Below are 12,559 nucleotides of genomic sequence, written 5' to 3'. Positions count from 1 at the left end.
CCACTGAAGCGTTGTATTTATTTTATGAACAGTAATTGATACGCAAAAAAAATCCGCCCGAACACATCTTTTACAGACAAACGAAACTCTTTTACCTGCTTTACCCTCAAGGAACGGCTAATCTAAGCATCGAATATTGACAGACCGCATTTCCCTCCTGCCAGACATGATGGGATGCGCAAATGCTCAATGCGAATGTTCGCCGCTTCTTCCGCAACGTCCTGACAGCAACCTGCATGACTGCGGCGTCGCTGATGACGGCGCCATCCGTGGCGCAGCCTGCATCCGCCAGCTCGGTTCCGACAACGCTCTTCGCCCATGAGTGGGACGCCTTCAAGCAGCGCTACATGGCCTCCGATGGCCGGATCGTCGATATCGAGAAAGGCGGCCTCACCCACAGCGAAGGCCAGGGCTACGGCATGATTCTGGCGGTGAAGGCCGATGACCGCGACGCCTTCGAGCGGATTGCAAGCTTTACCCTGCGGTCCCTGCGCGCACGCAAGGATCATCTGTCCGGCTGGCTCTACGACCCCCGCGGCGCTGGCCGCGTGACCGACACCAACAACGCCACCGATGGCGACATCATGATTGCCTACAGCCTCGTGCAAGCCGCGCTGAAGTGGAATGATGGCCGCTATCTCGCCCTCGCGACCCCCATCATCGACGACATCGGCCGCCTCCTTCTGGTGCGCAACGGTGCGCATGTTCTGGTGCGCCCTGGCGCTGCCGGGTTCGACCAGACTGACGGGCAGGTGGTCAACCTCTCCTACTTCGTCTACGGCGCGCTGCTCCTGTTCTCACAGGTCAACGACGACTACCCCTTTTTCGAGGCATGGCAGAGCGGCCTGCAGCTCACCGAGCAGGCCATGCACACCGGCCACCGCGTTGCGCCCGACTGGGTTTCCGTCACCCGCACCGGCGCCATGGGCCAGCGCCATCGGATGCCCAAGAAATCCTCCTACGATGCCGTGCGCATCCCGCTCTACATGATGCTTGGCGGCCGTGTGCCCACCCGCTATGTCGCCCCGTTCGACCGTGCCTGGAACATTGAAGGCAACCGCATCCCCAAGGACGTCGACCTTGGCAAGACCCGCACGGACACCGACATGAACGACAGCGGCTACCGCGCCATTGCTGCCCTTGCCGCCTGTGCCACCCGCAACGTGCCGATACCCGCCGCGCTGCAGCAGTTCCGCACCACCACCTACTTCGCCTCCGCGCTGCACCTCATGACCCTGTCGGCCGCCCGCGAGCATTATCCGCACTGCACGCAGGGCGCCCCCGCCGTCGCCCCTTCGGCGCCCGTCCATGTCTCCTACGCTGTCGCCAGCAGTGCCGCCTTCCGGATGCGCTGACCAGGCCGCACGCACAAAAAAAGCGGCACCCGGGGTGCCGCTTTTTCATAGGCCCGGTCCATTGGCCGGGCGCGGTGGTAACGGCGGCTAGAGCGCCTTCACGATCTCTTCGACCATCTTCTTGGCATCGCCGAACAGCATCATGTTGTTGTCCTTGTAGAACAGCGTGTTGTCGATGCCGGCATAACCCGAACCCAGCGAGCGCTTGGAGAAGAGCACCGTCTTCGCCTTGTCGACGTCCAGGATCGGCATCCCGTAGATCGGCGAGGACGGGTCGTCGCGCGCGGCGGGGTTGGTCACGTCGTTGGCGCCGATCACGAAGGCCACGTCGGTCTGGGTAAAGTCAGAGTTGATGTCTTCCAGCTCGTGCACATCCTCGTAGGGGACCTGCGCTTCGGCCAGCAGCACGTTCATGTGGCCGGGCATGCGGCCTGCCACGGGGTGGATGGCGTATTTCACGTCCACGCCCTCTTTCTTCAGCGTATCCGCCATTTCGCGGAGCGCGTGCTGGGCCTGCGCCACCGCCATGCCGTAGCCGGGGACGATGATGACCGAGCCGGCGTTCTTCATCAGGTACGCAGCATCTTCGGCCGAGCCGATCTTGACCGTGCGGTCGCCAAGGTCGTCCGCCGGGCCGGCGCTCTCGCCGCCGAAGCCGCCGAGGATGACGGAGATGAACGAGCGGTTCATCGCCTTGCACATGATGTAGGAGAGGATCGCGCCCGACGAGCCGACCAGCGCGCCGGTGATGATCAGCGCCGTGTTGCCGAGCGTGAAGCCGATGCCGGCCGCCGCCCAACCCGAATAGGAGTTGAGCATCGACACCACGACGGGCATGTCCGCCCCGCCGATGGGGATGATGAGCAGGCCGCCCAGCACCAGCGCGACCAGCGCCACACCCCAGAAGAGAAGCCGCTGCTCCAGCGGTGCGCCATCGGCCTGCACGAACATCACCACAAGCACGATGAGGAGGATGAAGATTGCCGCGTTGAGGATGTGGCGGCCCGGCAGCATGATCGGCTTGCCCGACATCCGCCCGTCGAGCTTGGCGAATGCGATCACCGAGCCGGTAAAGGTGAGTGCGCCCACCGCGACGCCGATCGCCATTTCGATCAGCGACAGCGTCTTGATGTGCTCGGGCGTCCCGATGTTGAAGGCTTCCGGCGCATAAAGCGCACCAGCGGCGACAAACACCGCGGCAAGGCCGACGAGGGAGTGGAAGGCGGCGACAAGTTGCGGCATCGCGGTCATCGGGATGCGCTTGGCGATGACGGCACCCACCGCCCCGCCGACGCCCAGGCCCAGCACGATGAGGATCCAGCCCGTGATGTCCGGCGCCCCGGCCCACAGCGTGGTGATGACCGCGATAGTCATGCCGATCATGCCGAAGGCATTGCCCTGGCGGGAGGTGACCGGGTGGCTGAGGCCGCGGAGCGCCAGAATGAACAGCACCCCCGAGACGAGGTAGAGAATGGCTGCGAGGTTGGCGCTCATCATGTCATTCCGTGTTTATTGGGGAGCGCGCCGGCTCCCGAAGTCATGGGCGCAAGGCACGGGCAAGCTGCGCCGTCTACGATTTCGGTGCGAAAGATGAGAGCCACGCTCACTTCTTCTTCTTGTACATCGCCAGCATGCGCTGGGTGACGAGGAAGCCGCCGAAGATGTTCACGCTCGCCAGAACCAGACCGATGAAGCCGAAGATCTTGGCCCAGACCGCCCCTTCCGCGTCAGCGAACGAGACGCCGGTGGCGAGCAGCGCACCCACCACGATCACCGAGGAGATGGCGTTGGTGACGCTCATCAGCGGGGTGTGCAGAGCGGGGGTGACCGACCAGACCACGTAGTAGCCGACGAAGATCGCAAGCACGAAGATAGCCAGGCGATATATGGTGGGGTCGATGGCACCGCCGGACGCGTAGGCGACCGCCTCGGCGGCGCTGTCTGCGGCGACGACGACGCTGTCCACGGTCGAGTGCGTGTCCGGCGCGGTGGTCGCGGCCTGTGCGAATTGTTGCATCTGGGTTTCCTCAGGCAGCGGTTTGCGCGGCGGGCTTCTCGGCGGGGCCACCGAACTTCGGATGCGCCAGGGCACCATCGCGCGTCAGCAGCGTGGAGGTGACGACCTCGTCGTCCCACTTTGGCTCCAGCGCCTTGGTTTCCTTGTTGATGAGTACCGTATCCACAAAGGTGTAGAGGTTCTTGGCGTAGAGAAGCGAAGCGGTGTTGGGGATGCGGCCCGCAACATTGGCGTGGCCGATGATCTTCACCGACCCGACCTCAACCACTTCACCCTCTTTGGAGCCCTCGACGTTGCCGCCGCGCTCCACCGCAAGGTCGACGAGGATCGAACCCGGCTGCATGGACTTCACCATGTCGGCCGAAACCAGCTTTGGCGCCGGGCGGCCGGGGATCAGCGCCGTGGTGATGACGATGTCCTGCTTGGCCACGTGCGCAGCCACGAGCTCGGCCTGCTGGCGCTTGTAATCGTCCGACATTTCCTTGGCGTAGCCGCCGGCATCTTCCGCAGCCTTGAACTCGTCGTTCTCCACCGCGACGAACTTGGCGCCCAGCGAGGCGACCTGTTCCTTGGCAGCGGGGCGAACGTCGGTCGCCGAAACGGCGGCGCCGAGGCGGCGGGCGGTGGCGATAGCCTGGAGGCCGGCAACACCCGCGCCCATGACGAAAACCTTGGCCGCGGGCACGGTGCCGGCGGCCGTCATCATCATCGGAAACGCGCGATCGAAAACTGCGGCCGCGTCGATCACCGCCTGATAGCCGGCAAGGTTTGCCTGGCTGGACAGGATGTCCATCGACTGGGCGCGGGTGATGCGCGGCATCAGCTCCATGGCAACGGCGGCGACGCCGGCGTCCGCCATGGCCTTCAGCCCGTCACGGTCGCCGAACGGGTCGAGCGCGCCGATCACGATGGCGCCCTTCTTCATGGCGGCCAGCACGTCCGGCGGAGGGCGGCGGACCACCAGCACGATGTCGGCGTCCTTCACGGCGTCGACGCTGGAGGGCGCGATCTCGGCGCCGGCATCCTTGTAGGCAGCGTCGGTGACGCGGGCATCGGCGCCCGCGCCGCTGGCAACGGCAACCGTCGCCCCAAGGGTCACGTAGCGTTTGACGACGTCAGGTGTCGCGGCGACGCGCGAATCGTCGGTCTCGGCAGGTACGGCTATCTTCACGAATGACCCCGGCGGCGAAGGCTGTCTATTTTCATACCAGAAAGACTGCCATGCCGATGAGCAACAGTGCAATGCAGATGGTGCTCCATTTCGTCAACGAAATGAAACCGTCATAGGTCTGCTGATGTTCTTCGATCGTCGTGCGGGGCGGTTCCGCGTCGGGATCGGTGGTCTGATAGACTGGCTGGGCCATCGGGTCCTCTTGGGTTTGCAGTCACACGCGTCACGGCTGCCGTTTGTCTAAGTGCCCCTTGCCGGGAAGGCAAGAAATCCGGGTCACGCAGCGCCGCCAACCTCTGGCTCACGCAAGCGTCAGCCCCGCACGCGGCGATGACGCACCGCGCCGGCTGGATAAACGAGACCGGGCGGCTTGAATTATATGACGCAGCACGCCAGCCTGCCCGCAAACAAAATCATTTTGGGGATGAAAACGTGTCCAGCCTCGCCATGCCCAGGGCCAAAGACGACGTGCTGGTGCGCCGCGCCGAAATTGTCGCGGCCCTCAGAGCCATCGTGCCCGGGGAGGGCACGGTGGACGACGAGAGCGGCATGCGCGCTTACGAGACCGACGGGCTGACCGCATACCGCCAGATGCCCTTTGTGGTGGTCCTGCCCGAAACGGTGGAACAGGTCGCCGCAGTCCTCCGATATTGCCACGCCAACGGCATCCGCGTGGTGCCGCGCGGGGCCGGTACCTCGCTGTCCGGCGGGGCGCTGCCGCTGGCCGATGCCGTGCTGATGTCGATGATGCGCTTCAACCGCATCCTCGACATCGACTTTGCCAACCGCACCGCCACCGTTCAGCCCGGTGTCACGAACCTGTCCATCACCCAGGCCGTGGCGCACGAAGGCTTCTATTATGCGCCGGACCCCTCCTCGCAGATTGCCTGCTCCATCGGCGGCAACGTGGCGGAGAATTCGGGCGGGGTGCACTGCCTAAAATATGGGCTGACCACCAACAACATTCTCGGCCTCGAGATTGTCACCATAGAGGGCGAGGTGCTGCGCATCGGCGGCAAGCATCTGGACCAGGCCGGGTATGACTGGCTGGCCTTTCTGGTGGGCTCGGAGGGACTTCTCGCCGTCGTCACCGAGGTGACCGTGCGGATCCTGCGGGCGCCGGAAACCGCACGCGCCTGCCTCATCGGCTTTCCGGTGACCGAAGATGCCGGGCGCTGCGTTGCCGCCATCATCGCCGCCGGCATCATTCCGGGCGGCATGGAGATGATGGACCGCCCCGCCATCCACGCGGCCGAGGATTTCGTCAACGCCGGCTATCCGCGCGATGTGGATGCGCTGCTGATCGTGGAGCTGGACGGGCCGCAGGTGGAGGTGGACCACCTTCTGGAGCGGGTCGAGACGATTGCACGGGAGTTCGGCGCCACCCACATCCGCGTTTCGGAGAACGAGGCGGAACGGGCCAGCTTCTGGGCCGGGCGCAAGGCCGCTTTCCCCGCCGTAGGTCGCATCTCGCCGGACTACATGTGCATGGACGGCACCATTCCGCGGCGCGAGCTGCCGCGTGTGCTGAAGGGGATGGCGGCGCTGTCCGAAAAGCACGGCCTTCGCGTTGCCAACGTGTTTCATGCCGGCGACGGCAACCTCCACCCGCTCATCCTGTTCGACGCCAACGCCCCCGGCGAGCTCGACCGTGCCGAAGCCTTCGGCGCCGACATCCTGCGCCTTTGCGTGGAGGTGGGCGGATGCCTCACCGGCGAACATGGCGTCGGCGTCGAAAAGCGGGACCTGATGCCCGAAATGTTCACCGAGGACGACCTGAAGCAGCAGCAGCGCGTCAAGTGCGCGTTCGACGACGGGCACCTCCTCAATCCGGGCAAGGTGTTCCCGGTGCTGCACCGCTGTTCGGAGCTGTCGCGGATGCACGTCCACCGCGGCCAGCTTCCCTTCCCCGACATTCCGAGGTTCTAGATGCTCCGGTACGCTGACCGTCTCCGTGCTGCCCTTGTCGCCGGCGTTGTCGTCGCCGGCTCCCTTGCGGCCCCCTCGTTCGCCCAGACGCCCGCCCCCGCGACAGATTTTCTGAAGCGCGCCGGGAACTTCCTTGCCAATTGCGACGCCCGGCCGGACGCTGGCGGCACACGGCCGGATGCCAACTTTGTATGCCTCGGTTTCATGGCAGGGCTGATCGAGGGTTACACCACGGCCGCCGTGGCCAACGGCAATCCGCAGCCTTATTGCCTGCCCCGCCCGGTCACGCTGGTGGAAATGATGGACATGATGACCACGGTGATCGAACGCGGCGTCCCCGACACGATGCCCACCGCCGCCGTCTTCCACCTGATCCTCGAAACCAATTTCAGTTGCGCGCCCAACGACGCCGAGGCCGTGGCGGCCGATCCGGCAGAACCGGGGACCCCTTCGCTGCCGGCAACACCCGCGGAACCCGCGGCCCCCACCGTCCCGGCAGGACCGGCAGGCGCCGCTGCCCCCGGCACGGGCAACTAGCGCCTTGTCCACATTCTCGCCCGACACTGCGCAAGGCGTGCTGGACGCCGTCGCGTTTGCCGCCAATGCCGATGAGCCGCTGGAGGTGGTCGGCGGCGGCACCAAGCGCGCAATCTCCAACCCGTCACAGGTGGGCCATACGCTGGACGTTTCCGGCGTGCGCGGCATCGACAGCTACGAGCCGGACGAGCTGGTGCTCACCCTTGCCCCCGGCACCCCCATGGCTGAAGTGGCGCAGGCGCTGGAAGGCGCCAGCCAGATGCTCGCCTTCGAGCCGCCGGACTACACCGCGCTTCTGGGCGCGGCGGGCACGCCAACATTCGGTGGCACCTTCGGCACCAATTTTGCCGGGCCGCGCCGCGTGGTGGCCGGGGCGGTGCGCGATCACATGCTCGGAATTGCGGCCGTCTCCGGCCGTGGCGAGGCGTTCAAGGCCGGCGGCCGCGTGGTCAAGAACGTGACCGGGTACGACCTTGCCCGGGCGCTCGCCGGCTCGTGGGGCACGCTTGCCGTCGTCACCCAGATGACGGTGAAGGTACTGCCGAAACCGGAACGGGAGACGACGCTGGTTCTCCCCGGCCACACCATTGCGGACGCCGTCGCCGCCATGAGCCGCGCCATGGGGTCTGCGTGCGACGTGTCGGCGGCCGCCCATGCGCCGGAAGACGTGGCCGGATCGCTTCCGCTCGATGGCGACGGCCCCGCAACGCTTCTGCGGATAGACGGGTTCGGCCCCTCGGTCGAAGCCCGCGTGGCCGCCGCCGAACGCCTGTTCTCCGGCAAGGTCGGCGCAAAGCTTGAGGGCGACGCCTCGGCCGCGCTGTGGCGGCTGGTGCGGGACGGCGCACCCTTTGCCGGCACGAAGGGGGTAATCTGGCGCTGCTCGGTGGCCCCGACCGATGCGCCCGCCATTGCCGCATCAGCGCCCCCCGGCGCCCGCATCCTTTACGACTGGGCCGGAGGTCTTCTCCTCATCGAAACACCTGCCGTGGACGACGGCGGGGCACGAGAGATCCGCAACGCGGTGGATAGTGTGGGCGGCCACGCCACATTGCTGCGCGCACCGCTGGACATTCGCGCAGGAATTCCTACCTTTCATCCTGTTGCCGCTGGTCTCGCCGCTCTCAGCACCCGGCTTCGCAACGCGTTCGACCCGAAATCCATACTCAACCCGAACCGCATGGCGCGGGAGCAAGCATGATCGGCCGCTTAACCAACAAGTCTGCAAACGCCGTCGTGTCCCGCGCAATCGCTGGCGACCAGCGCACGGCGGGCAAATCACGTCCGGCGCAGGCAGCATCCGGCGAGAACGGAACCCCGGCCATGGCGCGAAAAACCGCAGGCAGCGTGCCGCCCACAGGCGCAAGCGCCAAAGCGGCGCACGCCCAGGCCGGCAGGAAGCCGAAAAACAGCGGCAAGGCGTCCGCTGCGACCCCGGCGGAGCCGACCTCGCGCACCCACCATTCGTCCGGAACATCCGGCGCCGACGCACCGAAGAAGCCCCGCCAGTCCCTCTGGTTCCGGCCGGGTGCGGTCAACGTCAAGCTCATCTATGCCGGCTATCTGGCGAGCCTTGCCATGCCGCCCGTTGCGCTTGTTGCCGGTTTCTTCGCCCACCAGAATGCAAAGCAGGACCCGCCGCAGTGGCTGGCGACGCATTACCTCTACCAGACGCGCACGTTCTGGATGGGTCTTGCCGCCAACATCGTGGCCTACGCCCTGTCCTTCGCTGGCGTCGGCCTCCTGCTTTTTCCGCTGATTGCGGTCTGGCTGGTCGCCCGTTCGGTGAAAGGCCTCATCCGCGTGGCGCAAGGTGTCGAAATCGAAGAGCCGCTCAGCGTCTTCGTCTGAGCCGCCACGGATTGAGACGCTGCGGCACGGCAACGCCGACCCGCCGCATTGCCCGCGCGCCGGCCGCAGGCTAGCGTTGCCAGATGCAGACGCATTTTTCCCCCGCACAGCTTGCCGAGCCGGCCATCAGGGAGGCTGACGGCATCCTGCGCGCTTGCGTGCGCTGCGGCTTCTGCACAGCCACCTGCCCCACTTTCGTGCTGCTGGGTGACGAGTGCGACAGCCCCCGCGGACGGATCTACCAGATCAAGGACATGCTGGAGAAGGATCGCCCCGCCACCGAGCGGGACACGCGGCACATCGACCGGTGCCTCTCCTGCCTCGCGTGCATGACCACCTGCCCCTCCGGCGTGAACTACATGCACCTGGTGGATCAGGCCCGCACGCACATTGCAAAAACCTATCGCAGGCCGTTTGCCGACCGGGCCTTGCGCTTCGTCCTTGCCAAGGTGCTGCCCTACCCGGGCCGCTTCCGCGTCGCGCTGCGGCTTGCCCGGCTCGGGTCGCCCTTTGCCACCCGGCGGGACTCCCGCGCCGACGGCACGGTGGTCCGAACGCCGCACGCCAGCCGTTCCGGCAACGAGAACATCGCGCTGCGCGGCAGCATCGCGCCTGACGCCACCAACGCAGCGCGCACCACAGCGCCGCGCGCGGACATCTTCAGCCGCCTCGGTGCCATGCTCGCCCTTGCCCCCGGACGCTTGCCCGCACGCGACAATGCGGCCCCGCCCCCCGTCGCCGGCACCCGCCGAAAGCGCGTCACCATCCTCTCAGGCTGTGCGCAAAGCGTTCTGGCGCCTTCGATCAATGCTGCGACGCGGCGCGTTCTGCACCGCGCCGGCGTCGAGGTGGTGGAGGCACGCGGGGAAGGCTGCTGCGGCGCGCTGGTCCACCACATGGGCCGTGAGGACGATGCCCACCGCGCCGCCAGGGCCAACATCGACGCATGGCTTGCCGAGCGGGACCGCGGCGGGCTCGATGCCATCGTCATCACCGCATCCGGTTGCGGCACCACCATCAAGGATTACGGGTTCATGCTGCGCGAAGACCCGGAGTATGCGCAGAAGGCCGCAGCCGTGTCCGCCATGGCAAGGGACATCACCGAACTCCTGACCGAGCTGGACCTTGCGCCCCCGACCCGCACCACAACGGCCGCGGTCGCCTACCACAGCGCCTGCTCCATGCAGCATGGCCAGAAGATCCGCACCGAGCCGAAAGCTCTCCTGACAGCCCACGGCTTTGCGGTGAAGGAGGTGCCCGAAGGCCACCTTTGCTGCGGCTCGGCCGGGACCTACAACATCCTTCAGCCCGGCATTGCCGCGCGGCTGCGCGACCGCAAGCTGGCCAACATCGACACCACGGGCGCCGACCTTGTGGCCACCGGCAACATCGGCTGCATGACGCAGCTGAAGGGCGGCCGGCCCATCGTCCACACCGTGGAATTGATCGACTGGGCACAGGGCGGGCCAGCCCCGGCGGCCGCATCTGCCGTGCTGGACGCCGCGCCCCAGGCGGCCGCCTGAGCGCCGCTCAGCCGAGCCGCTTGTACATGATGGTGGTGGAGTCCAGCGCCCCGGTGAACGCGTCGATGCAATAGTCCGGCACAACGCCGACGGTCGTATAGCCGAGCGACGCGTAAAGCGGTTCGGCCGCATCGCCCGTGCGGGTATCCAGCGTCAGCAGTGTCTTGTTGCGTTGCCGCGCCTCGGCCTCCAGTGCGGCCATCAGGGCGCGGGCGATGCCCTTGCGGCGATGGTCCGGGTGGACCAGCACCTTGGCAACGTCCGCCCGGTGCGGCTGGTTGGCCGGCATCGCGGTGATCAGCTGCGCCGTTCCCGCGATCGCATCATCTGCCGTCCGTGCTGTCAGCAGCGTGATCGCGCCGCTTGCAACCCGCGGTGCAATGTTCTCGCGCCAGAACGCCTCCGCCTCGTTTCGCGCAAACGGCGCAATGAAGCCCACGCTTGCGCCTGCCATCACGCAGGCGTGGAGGAGGCCGCCAAGCCCGGCGACATCCACGCCGCCCGGCGCCGCAATCTCGATCCTGACGTCCATTGATCCGCTCCAATTTCGCCTGCCGCCCCAAGCACGCGCCGTGCGAAGCAACGGCCCTGCCACATTCCTGAACACCGCACGTCAAGGCTGTCGGAATGAAGCGACTGGCCCTTGCTGTAATGGTGGGCAGCCCCGTCGGCCGGACGTCAGATTGCCGGATCTTTGCATTTTTCAAAATTTTCGCTGCATTTCTTGAAAAATGCTGTCCGGCAGCGGCGCTATAATGCATTATCTGCACATATTTTAGGCGCGCATTTAATCCTGCGCTGAATTTCGCCACACCAGCCGCCTGCAACTTATGTTGGCAAGGAGCTTGCTACGACGGCAACGACAATCATTGCCGGAGGAGAAACTTCATGAATTTCAGAACGACACTCGGCGCCACGCTTGTGGCAACGACTGCTTTTGCCGCGCCGGCCCTCTCACAGGACGCCGAATGCCCCATCAAGGTTGGCGTTCTGCACTCCCTCTCGGGCACGATGGCCATCTCCGAGACGACGCTCAAAGACACCATCCTCATGCTGGTCGATGAGCAGAACGAAAAAGGCGGCCTGCTCGGCTGCGAGCTCGAAGCCGTGGTGGTGGACCCTGCGTCCGACTGGCCGCTGTTCGCCGAAAAGGCCCGTGAGCTGCTCACCGTTCACGATGTGGACGTGATCTTCGGCAACTGGACGTCCGTGTCGCGCAAGTCCGTCCTGCCGGTGCTGGAAGAGCTGAACGGCCTTCTGTTCTACCCGGTCCAGTATGAGGGCGAGGAATCCTCCAAGAACGTGTTCTACACCGGCGCCGCGCCCAACCAGCAGGCGATCCCGGCGGTGGACTACTTCCTCGAAGAGCTTGGCGTCGAGAAATTCGCGCTGCTCGGCACCGACTACGTTTACCCGCGCACCACCAACAAGATTCTCGAGCAGTACCTGAAGGACCAGGGCATTGCCGAAGAAGACATCTTCGTGAACTACACACCGTTCGGTCATTCCGACTGGTCGAAGATCGTCTCCGACGTGGTTGCACTGGGCGAAGACGGCAAGAAGGTCGGCGTGATCTCCACCATCAACGGTGACGCCAACATCGGCTTCTACAAGGAGCTGGCCGCTGCCGGCGTGTCTGCCGACGACATCCCCGTGGTGGCGTTCTCGGTGGGCGAGGAAGAACTCTCCGGCCTCGACACGTCCAACCTCGTCGGCCACCTTGCCGCGTGGAACTACTTCCAGTCCGCCGACACCGCGGCGAACGAAGACTTCATCGCTGCGTGGAAGGCCCGCATGGGCGACGACCGCGTCACCAACGACCCGATGGAGGCCCACTATATCGGCTTCAACATGTGGGTGAATGCCGTCGAAGCTGCCGGCACCACCGAGGTTGATGCCGTGTCCGATGCGATGATCGGCCAGGAGTTCCCGAACCTCACCGGCGGCACCGCCATCATGCTGCCGAACCACCACCTCGCCAAGCCCGTGCTGATCGGCGAGATCCAGGACGACGGCCAGTTCGACATCATCAGCCAGACAGACGAAGTCGACGGCGACGCATGGACCGACTTCCTGCCGGAATCCGCGGTCCTCACGTCCGACTGGAAGGACCTGAAGTGCGGTATGTACAATACCGAGACCAAGACCTGCGTGCAGCTGAAGTCGAACTACTAAG

At 65.6% G+C, this 12,559-nt stretch carries 12 protein-coding genes; 7 read left to right on the top strand and 5 right to left on the bottom strand.

Going from position 1 to position 12,559, the window contains the following annotated elements:
• The first annotated feature begins 182 nt into the window (after positions 1 to 182).
• Positions 183 to 1,355, top strand: a complete 1,173-nt coding sequence (locus RDV64_RS11580) for a glycosyl hydrolase family 8 (RefSeq protein WP_309199409.1) — start codon at positions 183 to 185, stop codon at positions 1,353 to 1,355.
• A gap of 87 nt (positions 1,356 to 1,442) precedes the next feature.
• On the opposite strand, the gene RDV64_RS11575 is transcribed toward RDV64_RS11580, so the two are convergent.
• The 4 genes from RDV64_RS11575 to RDV64_RS11560 form a co-directional block, all read right to left on the bottom strand.
• Complete coding sequence (locus RDV64_RS11575) at positions 1,443 to 2,849, bottom strand: NAD(P)(+) transhydrogenase (Re/Si-specific) subunit beta (RefSeq protein ID WP_309199408.1); 1,407 nt, start codon at positions 2,847 to 2,849, stop codon at positions 1,443 to 1,445.
• 109 nt (positions 2,850 to 2,958) lie between these two features.
• Entirely contained in the window at positions 2,959 to 3,372 is a 414-nt protein-coding gene (locus RDV64_RS11570) for an NAD(P) transhydrogenase subunit alpha (protein ID WP_309199407.1), read from the bottom strand.
• Positions 3,373 to 3,382: 10 nt separating this feature from the next.
• Entirely contained in the window at positions 3,383 to 4,543 is a 1,161-nt protein-coding gene (locus RDV64_RS11565) for a Re/Si-specific NAD(P)(+) transhydrogenase subunit alpha (protein WP_309199406.1), read from the bottom strand.
• 31 nt (positions 4,544 to 4,574) lie between these two features.
• Positions 4,575 to 4,736, bottom strand: a complete 162-nt coding sequence (locus tag RDV64_RS11560; protein ID WP_309199405.1) for an aa3-type cytochrome c oxidase subunit IV — start codon at positions 4,734 to 4,736, stop codon at positions 4,575 to 4,577.
• 254 nt (positions 4,737 to 4,990) lie between these two features.
• Between RDV64_RS11560 and RDV64_RS11555 the strand changes: the two genes are divergently transcribed.
• The 5 genes from RDV64_RS11555 (at position 4,991) to RDV64_RS11535 (ending at position 10,383) form a co-directional block, all read left to right on the top strand.
• Positions 4,991 to 6,472: an FAD-linked oxidase C-terminal domain-containing protein gene (locus tag RDV64_RS11555; RefSeq protein WP_309199487.1), complete on the top strand. Its 1,482-nt coding sequence runs from the start codon at positions 4,991 to 4,993 to the stop codon at positions 6,470 to 6,472.
• The gene (locus RDV64_RS11550) at positions 6,473 to 7,009 is read left to right on the top strand and encodes a hypothetical protein (protein WP_309199404.1); all 537 of its coding nucleotides are present in this window, start codon (positions 6,473 to 6,475) and stop codon (positions 7,007 to 7,009) included.
• Positions 7,010 to 7,013: 4 nt separating this feature from the next.
• A complete protein-coding gene (locus tag RDV64_RS11545) occupies positions 7,014 to 8,210 on the top strand; it encodes an FAD-binding protein (protein WP_309199403.1) in 1,197 nt (398 codons plus the stop codon).
• A complete protein-coding gene (locus tag RDV64_RS11540; protein WP_309199402.1) occupies positions 8,207 to 8,860 on the top strand; it encodes a hypothetical protein in 654 nt (217 codons plus the stop codon). The genes RDV64_RS11545 and RDV64_RS11540 overlap by 4 nt, the downstream gene beginning before the upstream one ends.
• Positions 8,861 to 8,943: 83 nt before the next feature.
• Positions 8,944 to 10,383: a heterodisulfide reductase-related iron-sulfur binding cluster gene (locus RDV64_RS11535; RefSeq protein WP_309199401.1), complete on the top strand. Its 1,440-nt coding sequence runs from the start codon at positions 8,944 to 8,946 to the stop codon at positions 10,381 to 10,383.
• Between the two features lie 7 nt (positions 10,384 to 10,390).
• Here the strand turns inward: RDV64_RS11535 and RDV64_RS11530 are convergent, their stop codons facing one another.
• On the bottom strand, positions 10,391 to 10,915 hold the full coding sequence (locus RDV64_RS11530) for a GNAT family N-acetyltransferase (protein ID WP_309199400.1): 525 nt from the start codon (positions 10,913 to 10,915) through the stop codon (positions 10,391 to 10,393).
• A 356-nt stretch (positions 10,916 to 11,271) separates the two neighbouring features.
• On the opposite strand from RDV64_RS11530, the gene urtA reads away from it, so the two are divergent.
• A complete protein-coding gene (urtA, locus tag RDV64_RS11525; RefSeq protein ID WP_309199399.1) occupies positions 11,272 to 12,558 on the top strand; it encodes an urea ABC transporter substrate-binding protein in 1,287 nt (428 codons plus the stop codon).
• Position 12,559: the final 1 nt, after the last annotated feature.

It is taken from the genome of Acuticoccus sp. MNP-M23 (assembly GCF_031195445.1).
Taxonomy (GTDB): Bacteria; Pseudomonadota; Alphaproteobacteria; order Rhizobiales; family Amorphaceae; genus Acuticoccus.
This window is presented reverse-complemented; position numbering and strand designations above follow the sequence as displayed.

Excerpts from the sequence above, each read along its gene's own strand:
- RDV64_RS11580 (WP_309199409.1), top strand. The coding sequence starts at position 183 with ATGCTCAATGCGAATGTTCGCCGCTTCTTCCGCAACGTCCTGACAGCA.
- RDV64_RS11575 (WP_309199408.1), bottom strand. The coding sequence starts at position 2,849 with ATGAGCGCCAACCTCGCAGCCATTCTCTACCTCGTCTCGGGGGTGCTG.
- RDV64_RS11570 (WP_309199407.1), bottom strand. The coding sequence starts at position 3,372 with ATGCAACAATTCGCACAGGCCGCGACCACCGCGCCGGACACGCACTCG.
- RDV64_RS11560 (WP_309199405.1), bottom strand. The coding sequence starts at position 4,736 with ATGGCCCAGCCAGTCTATCAGACCACCGATCCCGACGCGGAACCGCCC.
- RDV64_RS11555 (WP_309199487.1), top strand. The coding sequence starts at position 4,991 with ATGCCCAGGGCCAAAGACGACGTGCTGGTGCGCCGCGCCGAAATTGTC.
- RDV64_RS11550 (WP_309199404.1), top strand. The coding sequence starts at position 6,473 with ATGCTCCGGTACGCTGACCGTCTCCGTGCTGCCCTTGTCGCCGGCGTT.
- RDV64_RS11540 (WP_309199402.1), top strand. The coding sequence starts at position 8,207 with ATGATCGGCCGCTTAACCAACAAGTCTGCAAACGCCGTCGTGTCCCGC.
- RDV64_RS11535 (WP_309199401.1), top strand. The coding sequence starts at position 8,944 with ATGCAGACGCATTTTTCCCCCGCACAGCTTGCCGAGCCGGCCATCAGG.
- RDV64_RS11530 (WP_309199400.1), bottom strand. The coding sequence starts at position 10,915 with ATGGACGTCAGGATCGAGATTGCGGCGCCGGGCGGCGTGGATGTCGCC.
- urtA (WP_309199399.1), top strand. The coding sequence starts at position 11,272 with ATGAATTTCAGAACGACACTCGGCGCCACGCTTGTGGCAACGACTGCT.